Origin of the sequence: uncultured Pelagimonas sp., from assembly GCF_947498515.1 — a bacterium.
GTDB lineage: Bacteria > Pseudomonadota > Alphaproteobacteria > Rhodobacterales > Rhodobacteraceae > Pelagimonas.
This window is the reverse complement of record NZ_CANMKO010000003.1, coordinates 420,863-442,180: the sequence shown is the minus strand read 5'-3', so window position 1 is coordinate 442,180 and position 21,318 is coordinate 420,863. Positions and strand designations below refer to the sequence as shown.

Sequence of the window (21,318 nt, the reverse complement as noted above, 5' to 3'; positions counted from 1 at the left end):
TTCTAAATTCTTCCTAAACCAACCCGCAGGGGGGCAGATGCCTGTTTTCTGGCTTGTTATGATCGTGCTCGGGCTCGCGGCACTCGGCTATGTTTTTGGCCGACACCGTGCGCTTGCAAACGCAGGGGGCGATAGCCGCCACTTGCATTCACTGCCGTCTTACTACGGCTCTAACGTCGCGATCAAAACCGTGGTTCCCGCGCTTTTGGTGATGATCATTTGGTTGTTGGTGCAACCTTTTGTCGTGGATGGCCGCGTGATTGGGATGATCCCCGATAGCGAAATTCGCGAAGGATCGAACGCAAGCCTTGTGATGGCCGAAGTACGCCGCACCGCCGATGGTTTGGACAATGCGGTCGCCGCCGGGGTCATGTCCGACGAAGAGGCGGGCAATGCGCGCGCTGATGTCTCCGACATGACCGCCCGCCTCAAAGACGCGGGTCAAATCGTGACATCGACGATCACCCAGCCGGTTTTACTCGCGGCCCAAGAATACCGTGACCTGCGTCGCGCAAGCGCGCTTTTTATGACGATCGTCGTTTTGATCATTGCTGGTGCGGGTCTGGTCTGGGGCATGGCCGGTGCCAAACCCGATTTCCGCGCCCGCAACGTCGTTGAAAAATCGATCCGCATGTTGCTTGTTGCGGCGGCGTCGATTGCGGTTTTGACCACCGTTGGAATTATCTTGTCGCTGATATTCAATACGGTTGAGTTCTTCCGCCTCTATCCGATTACCGCGTTTTTCTTTGAACCAACTTGGCTGCCTAGCTTTGGTGGCGGTATTGATAGCGATGGCAATCCGCTGTCCAAACTCGGGATTTTGCCCTTGCTTTGGGGCACGTTGTACATCTCGCTGATTGCCTTGCTGGTCGCCGTACCGATTGGGTTGTTTGCGGCGATTTACTTGTCTGAATATGCAGGCTCCAAGGTCCGCTCGATTGCCAAGCCGATGCTCGAAGTTTTAGCCGGCATCCCGACCATTGTGTACGGTTTGTTTGCTTTGCTGACTGTTGGCCCGCTTTTGATCGGTGTTTTTGGCGACGAAGGATTGGGCTGGATGCAGGCCGGAACCGCGGTGATGACCGCCGGTTTGGTCATGGGCATCATGTTGATCCCCTTTGTCAGCTCGCTGTCTGATGACATCATCAATGCGGTGCCGCAAGCGATGCGCGATGGGTCCTTTGGGCTTGGGGCAACCAAATCCGAAACTATCAAACAGGTAGTTTTGCCTGCTGCCTTGCCCGGTATCGTTGGCGCGATTTTGCTAGCGGCCTCGCGGGCCATTGGGGAAACCATGATTGTGGTTCTTGGGGCAGGGGCCGCCGCCCGGCTTAGCCTGAACCCTTTTGAAGCCATGACAACCGTGACCGCAAAAATCGTCAGCCAGCTGACCGGTGACGCCGACTTTGCCTCGCCCGAGGCGCTTGTCGCCTTTGCCCTTGGTATGACCCTATTCATTCTGACGCTCGGATTGAACGTCTTTGCCCTATATATCGTGCGCAAATATCGGGAGCAGTACGACTAATGACCGATGCAAGCCTAAACACGCCCAACAATGGGCACGAGCCGCGCGCCAAGTCATCCTTGATGACAGTCGACGCACGCACCAAACGCCGCAACGCCTCGGAAACACGTTTTCGGATGTATGGCATTGCCGCCGTCGCCGCCGGTGTCTTCTTTCTGGTGGTTTTGCTGGGCGCGATCTTGTCGAACGGGGTCGGGGCATTTCAACAGACCTTTATCTCGGTGGATGTGTACCTTGATCCGGCCAAGCTTGACAAAAAGGGCGGGCGCCAGATCGAAAACATCAAAAAGGTCTCGACCTTTGGCTATACGCCGCTGGTTCAACAGGCGCTGTTTGACAAGGTCGCTGAACTTGGCGTTGAGACACCGTTGCAAAAGCGCAAGGACATGAAGGCGCTGATTTCGGCCTCGGCCGCAGCGCAGGTACGTGACTATGTGATCGCGAACCCAATGCAGATCGGTGAAACCGTTACGTTTCGTATTCTTGCCTCATCTCGGGTCGACGGATACCTCAAAGATCGCGTCACCCGCGACTCCGTGGCACGCGATAAGAACATCAAGCCGACGCACCTCGATCTGGTTGACGCTTTGACCAAGGCCGGTGTGATCCAAAAACAGTTCAACATCGATTTTATCATCGGTGCTGATGCGTCCGAAAGCCGAGCCGAACAGGCGGGCATGGGCGTTTCGATCCTTGGGTCGTTCTTCATGATGCTGGTTGTGTTGGGATTGTCTTTGCCAATTGGTGTCGCGGCCTCGATCTACCTTGAGGAATTTGCCCCGCAAAACCGCTGGACCGATGTGATCGAAGTCAACATCTCCAATCTGGCGGCGGTTCCCTCGATTGTCTTTGGTATCCTAGGTCTGGCCGTGTTCATTCAGTTCGCGCATCTGCCACAATCGGCCCCTTTGGTGGGTGGTCTTGTTCTGACCCTGATGACCCTGCCGACAATCATCATCTCGACCCGCGCGTCGCTTAAATCAGTCCCGCCAAGCATTCGTGACGCGGCGCTTGGAATTGGGGCCTCAAAGATGCAGGCGGTGTTTCACCATGTGCTGCCGCTGGCGATGCCCGGTATCTTGACCGGCACGATCATTGGCGTGGCGCAGGCCTTGGGCGAAACCGCACCTTTGTTGTTGATCGGGATGGTGGGCTATATTGCTACCAACTATCCAAGCGGCATCGGCTCTGGTTTCCTTGACCCAAACTCGGCCATGCCGGCGCAAATCTATGAATGGGCAAAACGCGCCGACCCCGCCTATTACGAACGCGCCTGGGGCGGCATCATCATTCTATTGGTGTTCCTTTTGACCATGAACATCATCGCCATCATCCTGCGCCGCCGCTTTGAGCGCCGGTGGTAAGAGGGAGCAAGACACCATGTATGACGTACAAACACACCGCGCAGAGAAAGACCTCATCGTGAACGACATCAAAATCAGCGCAAAAAACGTGCAGGTTCATTATGGCGACACCCACGCGATCAAGGATGTAAACGTTGAGATCGAAGCCAAATGCGTCACCGCGTTTATCGGTCCCTCGGGCTGTGGCAAATCCACCTTCTTGCGTTGTTTGAACCGGATGAATGACACGATTGATATTTGCCGGGTTCAGGGGGAAATCCTCTTGGATGGTGACAATATCTATGACAAGCGCGTCGACCCGGTGCAATTGCGTGCCAAGGTTGGGATGGTGTTTCAGAAACCCAACCCCTTCCCCAAGTCGATCTATGATAATATCGCCTATGGGCCGCGCATCCACGGTTTGGCCCGCAATAAGGCCGAGCTTGACGAGATCGTCGAAAAATCCCTGCGTCGCGGTGCGATTTGGGATGAAGTCAAAGACCGCCTTCATGCGCCCGGCACTGGTTTGTCCGGTGGTCAGCAACAGCGCCTTTGTATCGCGCGGGCCATCGCGACCGAACCCGAAGTCTTGCTTATGGATGAACCTTGCTCGGCGCTTGACCCAATTGCCACCGCGCAGGTCGAGGAATTGATTGACGAACTGCGTCAGGACTATTCGGTGGTTATCGTGACCCATTCGATGCAGCAGGCTGCGCGTGTAAGCCAGAAAACTGCCTTCTTCCACCTTGGTAATTTGGTGGAGTTTGGCGAAACGGGCAAGATTTTCACAAACCCAGAAGACCCGCGTACCGAGAGCTATATTACAGGACGGATTGGCTGATGAACGATCTAAACAACCATATTGTCAGTGCCTTTGACCGGGAACTGGAAGGCATTCAGGCCCAGATCATGAAGATGGGTGGTTTGGTCGAAGCCTCGATCATGGAAGCCGCTGCCTCGCTTGAGACGCGTGATATTGAACTGGCCGAGAAGGTCCGTGCCGGTGACAAAGTCATTGATGATCTCGAAGACGTTTTGAACGAAGAAGCGGCGCGGGTGATTGCCCTGCGCTCGCCCACGGCGACCGATCTTCGGGTTGTTCTGTCGGTCATGCGGATGTCGGCAAACCTTGAACGCATTGGTGATCTGTCCAAAAATATCGCCAAACGCACTGGTGTATTGGTTCAAATGCCGCCGGTTGGCGACACGTCGACGTCTTTGCGTCGCATGGCGCGCGAGGTCGAATTGATGCTCAAAGACGCGCTGGACGCCTATATCCAACGTGACGAAGCATTGGCATTGGATGTGATTGCCCGCGACGAAGACGTGGACAAGATGCACAACACCATGTTCCGCGAGTTCCTGACCTTTATGTTGGAAGATCCCAGCAACATCACCGCTTGTATGCACCTTCACTTTATCGCCAAAAATATCGAACGCATGGGGGACCATGTGACCTCGATCGCCGAACAGGTGGTGTTTTTGGCGACCGGGAGCAAACCGGATGAAGCGCGGTTGAAAAAGGACAAGACCTCGACAACTCTTGGGCCGCAGCACACGGGTAACGGAGCCTAACCATGTCCAGCGAGCAACCAACGGTATTGGTGGTCGAAGACGAGGCGGCGCAACGCGAGATTTTGGCTTACAACCTTGAGGCCGAAGGCTTTCGGGTTGTCCGCGCTGAAAATGGCGAAGAGGCGCTAGTCATTGTGGCCGAGGAAAACCCGGACATCATTGTGCTGGATTGGATGATGCCGAATGTGTCGGGTATCGAAGTCTGTCGCCAAATTAAGACACGCCCCGAAACCCGCAATGTACCAATTATCATGCTCTCGGCTCGGTCTGAAGAGGTCGACCGGGTGAGGGGGCTTGAAACCGGGGCGGATGACTATGTGGTCAAACCCTATTCCGTGGTCGAGTTGATGGCGCGGGTGCGTGCGCAATTGCGCCGAACGCGTCCGGCCGCCGTCGGTGTTCAGCTTGATTATCAAGATATTAGCCTTGACCCCGAAACCCACCGTGTGACGCGGAGCGGCGCGGCGCTCAAACTTGGCCCGACCGAGTTTCGCTTGCTCAGCACCTTTATGGAAAAGCCGGGCAGGGTGTGGTCCCGTGACCAACTACTTGACCGGGTTTGGGGCCGCGACATCTATGTCGATACCCGGACGGTCGACGTTCACATCGGACGTTTGCGCAAAGCCTTGTGCCAACACGGCGGCGACGATCCTTTGCGCACGGTCCGTGGTGCGGGGTATGCCTTGGGATAACCCAATGGCCAACCTGACCGATTAGGCCGGTATTGGTCAAAGAAATATAGCGTTTTAGCCCTTTCGCCCTTGCAGGATGTCGCAAGCCGGGTTAAAGCGCGCCCACGAACCCCACAGGCGGGGGCGGGCGTTTGAGGGAGACATCCTCAAAGTCCACCGGTTGAAGGTCACTGAGATGCCCTTTGATCCCCCGCTGAGGATATGAAACCGGAAAGGATAAAGACATGGCTCTTCCTGAGTTCACCATGCGTCAGCTGCTTGAAGCGGGCGTTCACTTTGGTCACCAAACCCAGCGCTGGAACCCCCGTATGGGCGAGTTCATTTACGGCTCGCGCAATGGCATCCACATCATGGACCTGACGCAAACTGTTCCAATGCTGGACCAGGCGCTGAAAGCGATCCGTGATTGCGTAGCCAAAGGTGGCCGCGTTCTCTTCGTTGGCACCAAGCGTCAGGCTGCGACTCCTGTTGCTGAAGCCGCAGAAAAATGCGCCCAGTACTACATGAACCACCGTTGGCTCGGCGGCACACTGACCAACTGGCAGACCGTTTCCAAGTCGATCCAGCGCCTGCGCACCATTGACGAGCTGATGGAAACTGGCGCCGAAGGCCTGACCAAGAAAGAGCGTCTTGGCATGGAACGTGACCAGACCAAATTGCAGGCATCGCTTGGCGGTATCCGCGAAATGGGCGGCGTTCCCGACATGCTGTTCGTCATCGACGTGAAAAAAGAAGCACTGGCCGTTGCCGAAGCCAACAAACTGGGTATTCCAGTTGTTGCAATCGTTGACACCAACTGCTCGCCCGACGGCATTGACTACATCATCCCAGGCAACGATGACGCGGCTCGTGCTATCGCTCTGTACACAGATCTGGCATCGCGCGCTGCTCTGGACGGTATGACCGGCCAAATGGAAGCCGCAGGCATCGATCTGGGCGCTTTGGAAGAAGCTCCAGTTGAAGAAGCTGTTGCCGAAGAAGCACCTGCCGAAGCTTAAGCCGCTCGGCAAATGCGCAGGTGTCATCTAGGTGACACTTACCCCTGATAAAACAGGGCGCGCATGACCAAAACGGGTGGCGCACAGCCACCCGCATTGCATTTTCAGAAGAGGAAGCCAAATCATGGCGATCACTGCTGCACAGGTAAAAGAACTGCGCGAAATCACGGCCGCTGGCATGATGGACGCGAAAAAAGCGTTGGTAGCAACCGACGGTGACATGGAAGCCGCCATCGACTGGCTGCGCACCAAAGGTCTGGCAAAAGCCGCCAAAAAATCCGGCCGTACCGCCGCCGAAGGTCTTGTGGCCGTGGCTGTTGACGGTGGCAAGGGTGTTGCTGTTGAAGTGAACTCCGAAACCGACTTCGTTTCCAAGAACGCTGAGTTCCAGGAAATGGTTGGTGGCATTGCTGCTGCCGCGCTGAATGTTTCCGATGTTGACGCGCTGAACGCTGCCGATTTGGGCGGAAAAACAGTTGCCGACACCATCACAGACAAAATCGCGACCATTGGCGAAAACATGTCGGTCCGCCGCATGGCGTCCGTCGAAGGTGACGTTGTGACATCCTATATCCACAACGCGGCCAACCCTGGCATGGGCCAGATCGGTGTTCTCGTTGCGCTTAAGGGTGGCGACGAAGCATTTGGCAAGCAGGTTGCGATGCACATCGCAGCGGCAAACCCACAGTCGCTTTCCGAAGCTGATCTGGACGCGGCTGTTGTTGAAAAAGAGCGTCAGGTTCAAATCGACATCGCCCGTGAATCCGGCAAACCTGAGCAGGTTATCGAAAAGATGATCGTTGGCCGTATGAAGAAATTCCTGGCCGAAGTCACTTTGCTGGGTCAGCAGTTCGTCATGAACACCGACTTGACCGTTGAGCAAGCCGCCAAAGAAGCAGGTGCCGAAATCGTTGGCTACGTGCGTATGCAGGTCGGCGAAGGCATCGAGAAAAAAGAAGAAGATTTCGCAGCTGAAGTTGCCAAAGCCGTTCAGGGCTAATCGTTCTTTATACTCACGAAAAAGGCCGCTCTTTGAGTGGCCTTTTTTTTGTTTGGCGATTGTGTCGGAGGTAGAAATCGGGACCTCTGCCAGAGACATTGGGGATGAAGGCAGAGGCCCCGAAAAGGGTGCTGATTGGCGCTTCGCAAATCGATTAACCAACCAGCGTCAGAAAAGTAGAGCCCATCAATACGCGGGGTATTTTTCCTTATGTTCCATGGCCTAAAGGGCCACCACTCACGGAACAAAACCACGTTCGCAGCATTCATTCCGTAACGGAAGTCAGGTTTTCCGGACCTTACGTAAGCTCAGGTGTAAAATGAGCCTTTTTAACACACCTATTCACTCTCCGAGTGCACCATCCAAGGAAAACTAGGGCAGGGGGTCAAGTGTGGATAATATACATCTGATTGTGGAATGCCGCTTTGGCAACGGCCTGGGCCGTGGTTTCCACATTTAGCGTATCACGGGCCAAGCGCAGGTGCTTTTCGATCGTTGCTTGAGTAAGCCCCATGATCTGAGCGATATCCTGCATTGTCTTCCCATCACCAACCCATTCCAGGGCTTCGCGCTGGCGCGGTGTTAGGTTCTGATTCTGCAAGGGGATCGGCAGCGTCATAATTTTGAGATGAACGAGGTTGTTCATCAATACGATGTCACCACCATGATCCTCCCACATTTCATCTAGTTGGTCTTGGTTGATGTCTGCGCGCGCGCATAGGGAAATTGCACCTTTGGCACGACTGGACACCGACTTGAAGCTTACTGTGTAACCGGCATGAACCTTGTGGGTCAGGTTAAACGCAATAACTTGCTGAACTTTCTCATCCAGTGTTCCACGCGAAATCTGTTCTGCCATGACGCGCCAACTAGCATGTCCTTCGTTCTCAAGCGCCCAGCGAACCATAGGCGCATTACGATACAAGCCACCTTCGACAAAGCCCTTGCGGTACTCAGGAGTGTGATTGCTTAGAACCACAAAATCATTGGGGTCGCCAAATGACGTAGGGGTCATGAATTGTGTGAAGCCATAGATAAGACGATCAAATCCGAACTCGGCCATCTTGTCACAATGGAGCGCCCAAAGATCTTCGACATTATCAACATTGGTCAATTCGGTCAGGTAGACTCGCAAATTGGCTTTCATGATCAAGCCTCCAAATGGTTTTTCAGGGCGTCCATAGCCAGAATATACCCGTGCGCCCCAAACCCACATATCAGACCGATAGCCACAGGTGAGATAAATGATTTGTGACGATAGCTTTCACGGGCATGAATGTTGGACAAGTGAAGCTCAACAACCTTGGCCTCACATCCTTTGATCGCATCCATCAGAGCAATCGACGTGTGAGTATAGGCACCAGCGTTCAGAATAATGCCGTCATGTTTGCCGCGTGCATCTTGAATAAGATCGACAAGCGCACCTTCGTGATTGGATTGGGCACAGATGACAGAGACGCCGATTTTCTCGGCGTGCGTCCGGCACATGTCTTCGACATCCGTCAAAGTCGTATGCCCATAAATCTCAGGCTGGCGTGTCCCAAGTAAGTTTAGGTTCGGACCATTGAGTATCAAAAACGAGCGCATAAAACCTCCCAAAGCTTGACCATTTGGTTAAAGGGCTGTGGGGTGCGCTGTCCAGCGTTTCCTGTTAGTTGATTGCGATCAGACACAATTTCGTCGTGTAATTAGCCTTCTCGTAATGGCCTTAATTTACATAATACTGATTATAAGAATATGGTAAGGGAGCACAGACCCATAAAGCCATCATGAACAATTCCTGAATGTCACTCTGCCCCGAAAGCCCAAACTGGCTGAGTTGACATGAAATGTAAGTTTCAGATCGGGCTCGAGTTGCAACGATGGTTCAGGGAAATGCAGAGCAGGTACTAGGCGACTGTTTGATTGCACCGACGTCTATCTCTACGCTTCTTCACTTGCGCCAATCCACGTTCAGCGCCACAAGGCGTGTATGACAAACAAACACAAAATTCTCTGCGTTGGCTCGGTGCTTTGGGACATCATTGGGCGGTCTGCCAGTCACATGCGCGCCGGTTCTGATGTACCTGGCCGCATTATCCGCCTGCCTGGTGGGGTTTGTATGAACATCGCAATGGCGTTGTCGCGATTTGGTCTAAAGCCTGATTTGTTGTCTGCCATCGGACAAGACGCCGAAGGCAATGAATTGGTTTCGGAATGCGCCCGTCGCGGTCTAGGCACCGATTTTCTTTACCGGTCTGCAGATTTGCCAACGGATCGCTACATGGCCATCGAAGGCGCAAATGGCTTGATCGCCGCAATCGCAGATGCGCATTCTCTCGAAGCTGCGGGCGACAAGATACTGAATCCATTGAAGTTTGGCCCGTTGGGCAGTGACGAAACGCCTTTTAATGGATTGATCGCCTTGGATGGTAATCTGACGGCATCACTGCTTGAAGAAATTGCCATAAGCCCTTCTTTTTCCTCAGCCGATTTGCGTGTTGCACCGGCTAGCCCGGGTAAGGCCGAGCGCCTCCTGCCCTTTGTCCGGTCGGGTCGTGGCACGTTATACGTCAATCTCGAAGAAGCTGGCATTTTGTGCCAATTGAATTTCGACAATAGCTCAGATGCGGCTGCTAAACTATTGGAACGGGGTGCTTTTCGCGTCTTGGTCACCAATGGTGGCGAAAGCTGCTGCGATGCAACGCAAGACGGGTTGGTGACACAGCGCCCTCCTAAGGTTTTGGTGACACGCGTCACTGGAGCCGGTGATACCTTTATGGCGGCTCATATTGCTGCCGAATGCGACGGATCGGACCGCAAAGACGCGCTTAGCCGCGCCTTGCACGCCGCCGCAGCCTATGTTTCCGGAGAAATAGCCATATGACCATCGTGACCCCCTCGCCCGCTGTTGCCACTGCTTTGGCCGAAAAACGCCCTGTGGTCGCGCTTGAAAGCACGATCATTACCCATGGCATGCCTTGGCCACAAAACCTTGAGGTTGCGCGTCAGGTCGAGGCCACAGTGCGTAATAACGGCGCTGAACCCGCGACAATCGCCGTGATCGACGGAACCTTGCACGTCGGGCTTACGGATGAACAGCTTGAAGCTCTCGCTCAGGCACGTGGCGTGGCCAAGCTTAGCCGTGCTGATATGGCCGTTTGCATGTCTCAGGGCCGCACTGGTGCGACAACGGTTGCGGCCACTATGATCGCAGCCAAATTGGCTGGGATCTCGGTTTTCGCAACCGGTGGCATTGGGGGAGTTCACAAGGGGGCCGAGAACAGCTTTGATATTTCGGCGGATCTACAGGAATTGTCGCACAGCGAAGTGACGGTCGTCGCCGCAGGTGCCAAGGCGATCCTCGACCTTCCTAAAACGCTAGAAGTCCTTGAAACTCTTGGTGTTCCTGTGATTGCCTATGGTCAGGATCAGGTGCCGGCATTCTGGTCACGAGAAGCAGGTTTGCGCGCGCCTTTGCGGATGGATACGGCCAAAGACATTGCCAAGGCCCATGTCATGCGTGGTCGCCTCGGTTTGCCAGGGGGGCAGTTGGTGACCAACCCCATCCCGCAAGATGCTGAAATTGCACGTGAAACGCTCGCGCCAATCATTGCAGAAGCCACCCGAGATGCCCATGCGCATGGGATTTCAGGAAAAGACGTGACGCCCTATTTGCTCCAGCGGATTTTTGAGTTGACCGACGGGCGGTCCCTAGAAGCCAATATCGCGCTGGTTCTCAACAATGCCCGGCTAGCCGCTGAAATTGCGCAAGAAATGTGCAATATTGACGCGTGATGTCATTGAAATGCGCTCTGCCCATTGTAGAGCGCATTTGCACAGCCTACCTTGGCCTTAACCTCTACTTGAAAAACAACGCCCTATGACAACTCCATTTGACCAGGACACCAAACGCCCCGGTTTTATCACCAGACTGCGCAACTCGTTTCTGACCGGGATCATTGTGATCGCGCCGGTTGGTCTAACGGTATGGTTGATCTGGACCGTGGTTGGCTGGGTCGACAGTTTTGTCTGGCCTTTTGTTCCGGCGGCGTATCAACCTGCGGCGATAATCAACCGGCTGTTTGAGCTAGAAGGTGCTGATCAAATCGAGGTGAACGTACGCGGCTTGGGCGTTGTTATCTTTTTGATTTTCACGGTTTCAGTTGGGTGGATTGCTAAGGGTCTCATCGGTCGTTCGATGATCACCTTTGCGGAAAACCTCGTGGATCGGACCCCGATTGTTCGCTCCATCTACTCCGGTATCAAACAACTCGCGGAAACGGTCTTTGCACAGAGTGACCGCAGTTTTGAAAAGGCTTGTCTGATCCAGTACCCACGAAAAGGTATTTGGGCGATTGGGTTCATTTCGACCAAAGCGCGCGGCGAAGTGGCCGAGAAAGCCGAGACAGTCGGGGATATGATGTCGGTCTTTGTTCCGACAACACCAAATCCGACCTCAGGCTTTTTGCTGTTCTTTCCGGTCGAAGACATCATCGAGTTGGATATGACCATCGAAGAGGCCGCCAAATTGGTGATATCGGCCGGTTTGGTCTATCCCAACGGGGAAAAAGCCAAAGAAGCCCTTGAAAACCAGCTCAAGAAAGCGAGCTAACCTAGCCGAACATCTCTTTGAGATCAGCGGTTTGTCGTTTGCCCAAGTCAGCTTTGTGACTTTCCAAAAACCCACCGGCGGCGCGGCGACCGGCTTCTTTTAGCTGTTTTAGAACCGACGGAACCGGTAGGGATTTTGTGGCGACCGATAGATCATTCATCAGATCATCATCGGCAATCATGTGAACCCTGACCTCTTTCATCGAACCAGGTTGCAAGGCACCCTGCCCCAACAAGCGTTGGACAAATTCGATCGCCCGCAACTCGCGCAGAAGCGAAGAATTGAAACTGATTTCGTTGATCCGGTTTTGGATTTCCGGCGGTGTTACCGGAATCTGATCGCGATGCAGCGGGTTGAGGTTCACGACAACAATGTCATCTGGTAACTCTTTGTCAAAAAACGGAAACAGCGGTGGGTTTCCGGTATATCCGCCGTCCCAAAAGGCCTCAATCACGCCGGTTTCCGGGTCCTCGAGTTCAACCGCCTGAAACAAGGTAGGAAGGCACGCCGATGCCAAAATCGCCTGAGTGTTGATTTTGTCGCCGGTAAAGACGCGGATTTTACCATCGCGGACCTGCGTTGCGCCTACGAAAAACCGTGGGCCATCCGTCGCGCAAATCGTTTCGAAATCAAATTTGTCGACGACTTTTTCCAAAGGATTCCGGTAAGCAGGCCCCCAAGCATAGGGTGACAACATGCGCCCCATGGTTTCGCCCCAAATATAGGGCAAGGAGTATTCAACCGCCTTGGATACGGCACCGGGATGGGGAAGCCACGGGTGCATCCATTCAGGGGTTGTCGTTTCACTCGCACCAAGTTGCCCCCAGAGCCAATCCAGATTGTCGCGCGCGCCCTCAGGCCCGCCTTTGATCAGGCCAGATTTCAGCGCGGCACCGTTCAAGGCGCCCGCCGAGGTTCCGGAAATCGCGGCAATCTCCAAACCTTCTTCTTCTAACAAGCGATCCAGTACACCCCAGGTAAAAGCCCCATGCGCCCCGCCGCCTTGCAAGGCTAGATTGATCTTTACCATGGTTGTCCCCTTTGCTCGTGACCCTTTGTTCATACCCGTCTGAATGGGCAATGACCACAACGGGAATATGACGTTAAGGCAGGCCAAAGTGACGCAACGGAGTGCAACGTAAAGCTTTTCAAGCGAGACCGTAGCGGGAATACCTATGGCAAACGACCGTTAGAAAGGTGCCCAAAATGACCGCATCCGTCATTCTTAAACGCGAAGGCCATGTTGCCGAAGTGTGGCTCAACCGTCCTGAAAAACACAATGCCGTTGATCAATCAGTTTTCGAAGGGCTTGCACAAATTGGCGAGGACATCCGCGCCGACAAGAGTATCCGCGCCGTCATCCTAACCGGCGAAGGGGATAATTTTTGCTCCGGGATCGACACTGGTTTCTTCACGGGGGCGCTCAACCCGGCGAAGCTTGTTGAGCAGATCAAAACCTTCCCTGAAGGCGAAAACGCCAACATGTTCCAAAAGCCGGGCTGGGTCTGGCAAGAGGTGGGCGTGCCGGTCATCGCCGCGATGCAAGGCGTCGCCTATGGGGCGGGCACGCAAATTGCGCTCGGGGCTGATATTCGTCTCGCGGCGCCCAACACCCGTATGTCGGTGATGGAAATCAAATGGGGTCTGATCCCGGATATGAGCATCACCCAGACCCTGCCCCGCGTTGTGCGTATGGATGTCGCCAAGGAGCTGTTGTTCACGGGCCGTATCGTTGAGGCTAAGGAATGCGCCGAATTGGGATTGGTGACGCGCGTTGTCGACAATCCGCTAGAGGAAGCGCGAGCCATGGCGACCTTGATAGCAAGCAAGAACCCCGACGCAATCCGCCGCAACAAACAGCTTTTGAATGAGACCTGGACCGGTGATGCCGGTGAAACCATGCGTCGAGAGGCCGAGCTTCAGGCCGAAATCATTGGTCAGCCAAATCAGATGGAAGCCGTTTTCGCCAATTTCCAAAAGCGCGAACCCAACTTCAAATGAGATAGGAGGCCCGGCTTTGTCCCGGGCCGCCATTTTTCTGATTTAAAGGGCGGTCCAACCGCCATCGACGCTAATCGTGGTGCCGGTGATCTGGGCCGCCGCGTCCGAACATAGGAACACAGCCGTACCGCCCATCTGCTCGACGGTTGCGAACTCTTTGGAGGGCTGACGCGTCAGCATGACGTTCTTCACCACGTCCTCACGGCTCATATTGTATTCTTTCATCGTGTCGGGGATCTGGGCCTCGACCAATGGGGTTAACACATAGCCGGGGCAAATGGCGTTGGCGGTGATCGGTTCTTGCGCGGTTTCAAGCGCCACAACCTTGGTCATGCCCACAACGCCGTGTTTGGCAGCAACATAAGCCGATTTGTACGGCGATGCCGTTAACCCATGCGCCGAAGCGATATTGACCACCCTGCCCCAGCCCGCTGCGCGCATTTTTGGCAAGGCGGCTGCGGTTGTGTGATAGGCCGAGCTCATGTTGATGGCGATGATGGCGTCCCATTTGTCTTCGGGGAATTCGTCAATCGGCGCGACGTGTTGGATACCGGCGTTGTTGATCAGAATATCGCAGTTGCCTGCTTGCTCGATCAGCGCACGACAGGCGCTTGCCTTGGACATATCCGCCTGAATATAGCGTGCCGTGACACCGGTCTCTTTGGCGATTTGCGCCGCGAGATCATGGTCCTCGGGGCGGTCGGTAAACGAATTGATCACCACATCGGCCCCGGCCTTGGCCATTTCCCAAGCGATTCCCAAACCGATTCCCGAGTTGGATCCGGTGATAACGGCGGTTTTTCCCTGAAGCGACATAGCGGCTGCTCTCCTGTCCTACTGACTTTGCATGCGCAGCATATCATGCTGCATTGCCCATAAATGCAAGGGCTAGAGGCATAGCTGCGACTATATCAATGACTTTGACTGTTGCTGAGTGTTGGGCAGAAAAAAACCCCGGCACGAAGCCGGGGTTAAGTCATTGAGGCAGGTTTCATACAGGCAAGAAACCTATCGAGCAGTGACTTTGTTATAAGCATTAACCCGCCCGAGTCCAAGCTAAAAGTTTGAAAAGGCGTAAAAGCACCGGTAGGCTGAGCATCAATAAAACAAGGGTTAACAGGGATTGTTGCCAAAATGAGCTTAGACTTTTTCCGAAATACAGGCCGTACAATGGGTGCGATTTCTCTGATTCTAACCAGTGGGTTAGCAGCAGGAGTCGCATGGGCCGATCCTCAGCATGGCATAGCTATGTATGGAGACCCGGCCCTTCCACCGGATTTTGTGTCTCTCCCTTATGTCAATCAGGATGCTCCAAAAGGGGGCGTTATTGCCGCCGGTGAAGTCGGCAGTTTTGATAGCCTCAATCCTTATATTCAAAAAGGCCGGGTTCCTTGGCAATTGCGCTTTCTTGGTTCCGAAAGTCTTATGGGGCGCAATTGGGACGAACCTTTCTCGCTTTATGGCCTTTTGGCCGAATCGATTGAGGTTGGGCCGAATCGCGAATGGGCCGAATTCACTCTGCGTGACGGGGCCAAATTCTCGGATGGCAGCCCGGTGACCATCGACGATGTCATGTGGAGCTATGAGACCCTCGGCACCCAAGGCCATGGCCGCTACCGCGGGCTTTGGGGCAAAATCGACAAGATGGAAAAGACCGGGCCCAACAAGGTCAAGTTCACCTTCAATGTCGAAGATCGCGAGTTGGCGCTCATCGTCGGGATGCGTCCGATCTTGAAAAAGGCGCAATGGGACGGTGTCGATTTTGAACAATCCCGGCTGGATTTACTCCCGATCACCTCGGCCCCATATGTGATCGAGGACTATGAGGCCGGGCGCTATGTCTCGCTCAAACGCAATCCCGAATACTGGGGCAAGGATTTGCCCTTCCGCCGTGGCACAATGAATTTCGACGAGATTCGGATGGAGTTCTTTGGCGACGAAACCGCGATGTTCGAAGCCTTCAAGGGCGGCGTCCTGAACTCCAACCGCGAGTTCAACGTTGAAAAGTGGCAAACCCAATATGGCTTCCCGGCGGTCAGTGCCGGTGAAGTTGTGAAGTCGGAAATTCCACATGCCCGCCCCTCCGGGATCATCGGTTTGGCGATGAACACGCGTCGTGAGTTGTTTCAGGATTGGCGCGTGCGCGATGCGCTGATACATGCGTTCAACTTTGAATATATCAACGAAACGCTGACCGGATCGCAGCAACCGCGCATCACATCCTATTTTTCCAACTCGGTCCTCGGAATGCAGGACGGCCCCGCGACCGGCAAGGTCAAAGAGCTTTTGGATCCGTTCAAGGATGATCTCTTGCCCGGCGCGCTCGATGGCTACACCCTGCCCGTCTCAGATGGATCCGAACGCAATCGCAAAAACCTGCGCAAGGCCTTGGCCCTTATGGAAGAGGCCGGTTACACCGTTCAGGACGGTGTGATGAAGGATCAGAACGGTACGCCTTTTACCTTTGAAATCCTGATGCGCAAAGGCAATGCAGAACATGAGAGGATCGCGGATACCTATCAACAAGCTCTGAAACGGATGAGCATTGATGTGTCGATCAACTCAATCGATTCCGCCCAATACAAGGAACGCACTGTCGAATATGATTTCGACATGACCTTCTATTGGCGCGGTGTGTCGCTGAGCCCCGGCAACGAACAACACAATTATTGGGGCTCCAATGGTGTTGAAACCCAAGGGACCCGAAATTGGATGGGCATCAACTCACCCGCTGTGGATGCAATGATCACCTCGATCCTAACGTCAACGACGCGTGATGATTTCATCGCCTCGACGCGCGCCTTGGACCGTGTGTTGACGTCCGGACGCTATGTGATCCCGTTCTACACCTACACAAATGGCCGCTTGGCCCATGCCAAAGAATTGCAATTTCCCGAACGCATTCCGGTCTATGGCGATTGGATCACCTGGCAATCAGATGTCTGGTGGTGGGAAGAAAAATAAATATAACCAAGTCACAACGGCGGGGTCTTCCCCGCCGTTTTTGCATCTGCATATGCGACCTTTCGGCTAAAGACCCCGGCGCGCGACCGTCCTATCCTGATCAAGAATTCAAGAAAGACGAAAGCGTTATGACCAGCAGCCCACACACCGCTTTGGCATCCGGTACCAGTTCCGCTCTGGTCGTTGACGATCATCCTCTGTTTTGTGATGCGCTGACGCTGACCTTGCAGTCGATTGCCGATTTTGAGGAAATCCGAACCGCCGGAACCCTAGAAAAGGCGCTAGAGATCGTCGGTCAAGACTCCAAGATCGGCTTGATCATCCTTGATTTGAACCTACCCGATGTGAACGGCCTTGACGGGCTTGTTCGTCTGCGCAATGCCGCCACGGACGCAATTATCATTATCGCGTCGTCTATGGCGGACAACCGCATGATTAGCCACGCGCTCAAGGCCGGGGCCAACGGGTTTGTGCCCAAACATTCGCAACGCTCGGTGTTCCGCCGTGCCTTTGAAGCGGTTACCGCGGGGCAAAGCTTTGTTCCGGATGGATATATCGACCCGCAAGGCGGTCAAGAAAACGCACCCGATGACGCCCTTGCGCGCCTTGCGTCGCTCACCAATCAACAGGCGCGCATACTGCATTTGATTTGCGAGGGCAAGTTGAACAAGCAAATCGCCTATGACCTGTCCATTGCCGAAACCACGGTCAAAGCGCATGTCACAGCCATTATGCGCAAGCTTGGCGTGCATTCCCGGACCCAAGCGGTGTTGGTCGCGCAGGAGGCGCGGTTTTCACGGGTCTTGCCAAACGAGGGTTAAGGTCCCTATTCTCGGCGAACTGATCTGAGGAAAGAAAAAAGAGTGGACGGAGCAACGCAAGGCTCCGCTCAGGAGGAGTTGACCAGATCGCCAGCACTGCGCACCGCGCAGATTGCTGCAACGGACCCTAACCCGGCGGTCGCCCTACGCGATCAGCTTGGGTCCGGGCCTTTTTCAATGGTATGTTTGTTTGCCTCTCCTGACGCGGATTTTGGTGCCCTCACAGGCACCGCACAGGGCCTTTTTGAAGGCGCTGAAATCCTGTCTTGTACGACAGCCGGAGAGCTTGGCAAAAATGGTTACGAGGACGGCCAAATCATTGCCGTTGGTTTTCCGTCCGAGAATTTTGCCACCTCGACCTATGTAATTGATGATCTTGGGAATATGGACGAGCAAAACATCGTCGACACCTTGATCCAACAACGTCTCGGTCTCAATCATCGCGCCGGTTCTATGGTGTCTGAATTTGCATTTTTGATGGTCGATGGTTTGTCGCTTTGCGAAGAAAAGCTGACAAGTGTTTTGGCGTCCGGGCTTGGGGCGATGCCGCTGTTTGGTGGCTCCTCCGGCGACGGGACCGAGTTTGGTCAGACCTGGCTATCTTACAACGGATCAATCCGCCAGAATGCAGCGGTTGTTGCGTTGGTCCGAAGCCATTGCCCCGTGCGGGTATTTAGCTTGGATCACTTGGTGCCAACGGATACCCGCATGGTCGTAACCGGTGCCGACCCGGCCAACCGTCTGGTGCATGAAATCAATGCGGAACCTGCTGCCAAGGAATATGCTCGCCTGACTGGCAAAGACCCCTTCCAACTCTCGGCTTTTACCTTTGCGGCCTACCCGGTTGTCGTCCGTCTTGGCGATACCCACCACGTGCGCGCGATCCAAAGGGTGAATGAAAACGGAGACTTGGTATTCTTTTCTGCCGTTAACGAAGGCATGGTCCTTACCCTGGCCAACCATCAGGATATGGCCGGTCATCTTGAACAAGGCCTATCCAAATTCGGAGTAGACGGTGTCCCGGATCACATTTTGGGCTGTGATTGCCTGTTGCGACGGGTCGAGGCGGAACAAAAACAAAAAACCCGTGAGATTTCGGATATTCTTCAGCGTCACAACGTTGTTGGCTTTTCTACCTATGGAGAGCAAATTGGCGGTCTACATGTGAACCAGACCTTGACCGGTGTGGCGATCTATCCCCCAACACCCCGTGATTCAGAATAGCGCAACAGAATATGTCCCTGATTGATCCTGACGACAGCCTAGAGCGCCAGAACGAGAAGCTTTTAAAGATCGCCGATGCGTTGATGAAACGTGTCGAATACGGCAGCGAGCAATCAAGCGCCGCCTACGCGCAATTTGAACGCGCCGCACTGTTGGAAAAGCGTGTTCGTGAAAGAACTCTGGAGCTTGAGCAAACGCTTGATTTACTCCACCAATCCAACGCGCAGCTGGCAAAGGCCAATGATGATACCGAGGCAGCACGTCGCAACCTTGCCGATGCAATTGAAACCGTTTCCGAAGGGTTTGCTCTCTTCGATCCGGCCGATTTCCTAGTGATGAGCAATACGCGTTTTTGTCGTGACTTCAAGGATGTGGAGGGGTTTCTTCATCCGGGACTCCCCTTTCAAGACTATGTTCGCAATATTAGCCGGTCCGCGCATCTTGCGTTGCCCAAGGGGATAAGCCCCGAGAATTGGGCCGAGCAACGGATGCGGCGCCATCAAGACCGCCATGTGATGTTTAATGTTCGGCTGGTCAAGGATCGCTGGTTGCAGGTTTCAGAGCATCGGACCGCCAATGGCGGCACTGTGGTCTTGCAAACCGATGTGACGGATTTGATCCGTCTAGAACGTCAGGAGCGCGACCGCCTTAAGGATAAACAAACCCGCGTTATTCGCGCGACCTTGGATCATTTGAACCAAGGGGTCTGCGTCTTTGATGAAAACGCGCGTTTGGTCGGCTGGAATCGCAAGATTGGTGCCCTCCTCGCCCTGCCCGCCCGGCGCCTGCAATTGGGCGTATCGTTCTCCGGGTTGCTTGAGCAGTTGGACGAACAAATCGTCTTTACCCGCGGCCTTGGCCCCGAAGGATTTCTCCACTGGGCTTATTCTGAAGGACCACGCGGACCCATCAGTTTTGAAATCAAACGCGGCGGCGGTATGACGTTGCAAATCTTTGGCCGCGGCATGCCAGATCGTGGATTTGTGATTTCCGTTACTGACGTTACCGCCGAACGTGAAGCTGCCCAAAAGCTTGCTGAAATCAACGAAATACTGGAACAGCGCGTCGTTGAACGTACCATGGAATTGGAAGATGCCCTAGCCGCAGCCGAGCGGGCCAATGCCTCGAAGTCCCGATTTGTTGCCGCGGCCAGTCACGACTTGTTGCAACCTTTGTCAGCGGCCAAACTGTTCATTGCATCGCTTGCGGATACGTCGAAAACACCCCACGAACAGGCTGTTTTATCCAAGGCTGATGCCGCTCTAGGAAGCGCCGGGCAAATCATCGACGCTCTGCTTGATATTTCCAAACTGGATTCGGATGAAGGTATCACCTTTGACGTGCGCACTGTCGCTTTGCGCGACATTTTAGGCAGTCTTCGCGATGAAATGGAGGTTCTGGCCGCCGAAAACGGGTTGATTCTACGCTTTGTGCCATCGGATTTGATGGTCGAAACCGACCCCGCGTATTTCAGGAGAATTATCCAAAATCTGATTTCTAACGCGGTACGCTACACCGAAACTGGCAAGGTTTTGATGGGCGTTCGCCGCGTTGGAGGGTCTGCCCGAGTAGAAGTCTGGGATACCGGACCCGGTATAGATGAAGAGGATCAGTTAACTATTTTCGAAGAGTTCCGCCGACTTGATCCCAATGCCAGCGCCAATGAAGGCTTGGGCCTTGGGCTTGCAATTGTGGAACGCGCTTGTGCCCGGTTGGGCCACGCTTTGGATTTGAAATCAATTCCCGGTCAGGGCAGTTGTTTCATGGTGACGGTCCCGATCGCGGGCCGTGCCGATAGCAAAAAACCCAGCGCGCGCCGTATCGCCGCCCCGGTTGGATTAGCGCAAGCCGGTCTTATAGTTTTACTGGTCGAAAACGAAACGCAACTCCGACGCGCTTTAACGGTGATGCTCGAAGCTTGGGGGGTTCATGTCATTGAAGCCGATGATGCGAATTCCGCGCTGTCTTTGCTGGAAGATATTGAAATTACACCGGATGTTTTGCTGGTTGACTATCAATTGGGGCCCGGCGGTACGGGGATCGATCTATATACGATGATTAGTGATAGATACGGTGCCCTGCCCTGTGCGGTCATCTCAGCGGATCGCGCACCCGAACTCCAGCAAGCCTGTAAACAACATGCGATCGAGCTGCTTCCAAAGCCGCTCGATCGTCACAAACTTGGCGAATTTTTGGATGCGGTCGCAACTGCATCCAACTGATGCTTACATCATTCCGCTACAGCGTCTTGGCGGCTTTGGCAGACCAAGACGTTGCGGGTTAACAATCAAAATCCAGCGTGGCGGATGGCCCGGTGCCTGAGTGCGCTGATAGCTGCAGCCTTTGGCCGTAGTCATCACGTCACCGCGCGGCACGACAATTCCTTGCGTCGACATAAACGGAACGGCCTGTGCCAATACTTCGCCTTTAGGCGCATGGTCGGGAACAGCAGCTAAGCCCAGTGTGGCCAGTGTAACAAATGCGGTAATGCCCATCTTTGGGTCTCCCTTTTGAACAGAAATCCTGTGCCGCGCATTGATGCGGCTGATAGAGATCTGTTTGGCGGGCAAGCCGTGCAACT

Annotated in this window: 20 protein-coding genes; 15 read left to right on the top strand and 5 right to left on the bottom strand. The window is 54.3% G+C overall.

The genetic code is table 11. The features are described from left to right. Positions 1-37 precede the first annotated feature (37 nt). The 7 genes from pstC (at position 38) to tsf (ending at position 7,133) form a co-directional block, all read left to right on the top strand. Positions 38-1,525: a phosphate ABC transporter permease subunit PstC gene (gene pstC, locus Q1A43_RS08490; protein WP_299934146.1), complete on the top strand. Its 1,488-nt coding sequence runs from the start codon at positions 38-40 to the stop codon at positions 1,523-1,525. Continuing rightward, positions 1,525-2,889 carry a phosphate ABC transporter permease PstA gene (gene pstA, locus Q1A43_RS08485; protein ID WP_299934144.1) on the top strand — a complete coding sequence of 455 codons (1,365 nt, stop codon included), beginning with the start codon at positions 1,525-1,527 and terminating at the stop codon, positions 2,887-2,889. The genes pstC and pstA overlap by 1 nt, the downstream gene beginning before the upstream one ends. Positions 2,890-2,905: 16 nt before the next feature. Then, on the top strand, positions 2,906-3,709 hold the full coding sequence (pstB, locus tag Q1A43_RS08480) for a phosphate ABC transporter ATP-binding protein PstB (RefSeq protein ID WP_299934142.1): 804 nt from the start codon (positions 2,906-2,908) through the stop codon (positions 3,707-3,709). Next, positions 3,709-4,443, top strand: a complete 735-nt coding sequence (gene phoU, locus Q1A43_RS08475; protein ID WP_299922285.1) for a phosphate signaling complex protein PhoU — start codon at positions 3,709-3,711, stop codon at positions 4,441-4,443. The genes pstB and phoU overlap by 1 nt, the downstream gene beginning before the upstream one ends. Positions 4,444-4,445: 2 nt before the next feature. Further along, on the top strand, positions 4,446-5,135 hold the full coding sequence (gene phoB, locus Q1A43_RS08470; protein ID WP_299922283.1) for a phosphate regulon transcriptional regulator PhoB: 690 nt from the start codon (positions 4,446-4,448) through the stop codon (positions 5,133-5,135). A gap of 224 nt (positions 5,136-5,359) precedes the next feature. Beyond that, positions 5,360-6,133, top strand: coding sequence for a 30S ribosomal protein S2 (gene rpsB / locus Q1A43_RS08465; RefSeq protein WP_299922281.1), 774 nt, complete (start codon positions 5,360-5,362; stop codon positions 6,131-6,133). Positions 6,134-6,257: 124 nt separating this feature from the next. Then, positions 6,258-7,133 (top strand): translation elongation factor Ts, encoded by an 876-nt coding sequence (gene tsf / locus Q1A43_RS08460; RefSeq protein ID WP_299922279.1) that lies wholly within the window; start codon positions 6,258-6,260, stop codon positions 7,131-7,133. 385 nt (positions 7,134-7,518) lie between these two features. Here tsf and Q1A43_RS08455 read toward each other — a convergent pair whose 3' ends face one another. Continuing rightward, the gene (locus Q1A43_RS08455) at positions 7,519-8,280 is read right to left on the bottom strand and encodes a LuxR family transcriptional regulator (protein WP_299934140.1); all 762 of its coding nucleotides are present in this window, start codon (positions 8,278-8,280) and stop codon (positions 7,519-7,521) included. A 2-nt stretch (positions 8,281-8,282) separates the two neighbouring features. Continuing rightward, on the bottom strand, positions 8,283-8,720 hold the full coding sequence (gene aroQ, locus Q1A43_RS08450; protein WP_299934138.1) for a type II 3-dehydroquinate dehydratase: 438 nt from the start codon (positions 8,718-8,720) through the stop codon (positions 8,283-8,285). Between the two features lie 385 nt (positions 8,721-9,105). Between aroQ and Q1A43_RS08445 the strand changes: the two genes are divergently transcribed. The 3 genes from Q1A43_RS08445 (at position 9,106) to Q1A43_RS08435 (ending at position 11,727) form a co-directional block, all read left to right on the top strand. Continuing rightward, positions 9,106-9,999, top strand: coding sequence for a PfkB family carbohydrate kinase (locus tag Q1A43_RS08445; protein ID WP_299934136.1), 894 nt, complete (start codon positions 9,106-9,108; stop codon positions 9,997-9,999). Continuing rightward, complete coding sequence (locus Q1A43_RS08440; RefSeq protein WP_299934134.1) at positions 9,996-10,910, top strand: pseudouridine-5'-phosphate glycosidase; 915 nt, start codon at positions 9,996-9,998, stop codon at positions 10,908-10,910. Before Q1A43_RS08445 ends, Q1A43_RS08440 begins: the two co-directional genes overlap by 4 nt. Positions 10,911-10,995: 85 nt before the next feature. Next, a complete protein-coding gene (locus tag Q1A43_RS08435) occupies positions 10,996-11,727 on the top strand; it encodes a DUF502 domain-containing protein (RefSeq protein ID WP_299922269.1) in 732 nt (243 codons plus the stop codon). Between the two features lies 1 nt (position 11,728). Here Q1A43_RS08435 and Q1A43_RS08430 read toward each other — a convergent pair whose 3' ends face one another. After that, positions 11,729-12,757: a patatin-like phospholipase family protein gene (locus tag Q1A43_RS08430; RefSeq protein WP_299922267.1), complete on the bottom strand. Its 1,029-nt coding sequence runs from the start codon at positions 12,755-12,757 to the stop codon at positions 11,729-11,731. 176 nt (positions 12,758-12,933) lie between these two features. On the opposite strand from Q1A43_RS08430, the gene Q1A43_RS08425 reads away from it, so the two are divergent. After that, positions 12,934-13,728: a crotonase/enoyl-CoA hydratase family protein gene (locus Q1A43_RS08425; RefSeq protein WP_299934132.1), complete on the top strand. Its 795-nt coding sequence runs from the start codon at positions 12,934-12,936 to the stop codon at positions 13,726-13,728. A gap of 42 nt (positions 13,729-13,770) precedes the next feature. On the opposite strand, the gene Q1A43_RS08420 is transcribed toward Q1A43_RS08425, so the two are convergent. Beyond that, on the bottom strand, positions 13,771-14,544 hold the full coding sequence (locus Q1A43_RS08420; protein ID WP_299934131.1) for a 3-hydroxybutyrate dehydrogenase: 774 nt from the start codon (positions 14,542-14,544) through the stop codon (positions 13,771-13,773). A gap of 432 nt (positions 14,545-14,976) precedes the next feature. Here Q1A43_RS08420 and Q1A43_RS08415 point away from each other — a divergent pair, with 432 nt between their 5' ends. The 4 genes from Q1A43_RS08415 (at position 14,977) to Q1A43_RS08400 (ending at position 20,959) form a co-directional block, all read left to right on the top strand. Further along, a complete protein-coding gene (locus tag Q1A43_RS08415; RefSeq protein WP_299934129.1) occupies positions 14,977-16,692 on the top strand; it encodes an extracellular solute-binding protein in 1,716 nt (571 codons plus the stop codon). Between the two features lie 128 nt (positions 16,693-16,820). After that, a complete protein-coding gene (locus tag Q1A43_RS08410; RefSeq protein ID WP_299922259.1) occupies positions 16,821-17,513 on the top strand; it encodes a response regulator transcription factor in 693 nt (230 codons plus the stop codon). 42 nt (positions 17,514-17,555) lie between these two features. After that, a complete protein-coding gene (locus tag Q1A43_RS08405; protein ID WP_299934127.1) occupies positions 17,556-18,737 on the top strand; it encodes an FIST N-terminal domain-containing protein in 1,182 nt (393 codons plus the stop codon). Between the two features lie 11 nt (positions 18,738-18,748). Then, positions 18,749-20,959: a PAS-domain containing protein gene (locus tag Q1A43_RS08400; RefSeq protein WP_299922256.1), complete on the top strand. Its 2,211-nt coding sequence runs from the start codon at positions 18,749-18,751 to the stop codon at positions 20,957-20,959. A gap of 3 nt (positions 20,960-20,962) precedes the next feature. Here the strand turns inward: Q1A43_RS08400 and Q1A43_RS08395 are convergent, their stop codons facing one another. Then, positions 20,963-21,232, bottom strand: a complete 270-nt coding sequence (locus Q1A43_RS08395) for a hypothetical protein (RefSeq protein WP_299922254.1) — start codon at positions 21,230-21,232, stop codon at positions 20,963-20,965. Positions 21,233-21,318: the final 86 nt, after the last annotated feature.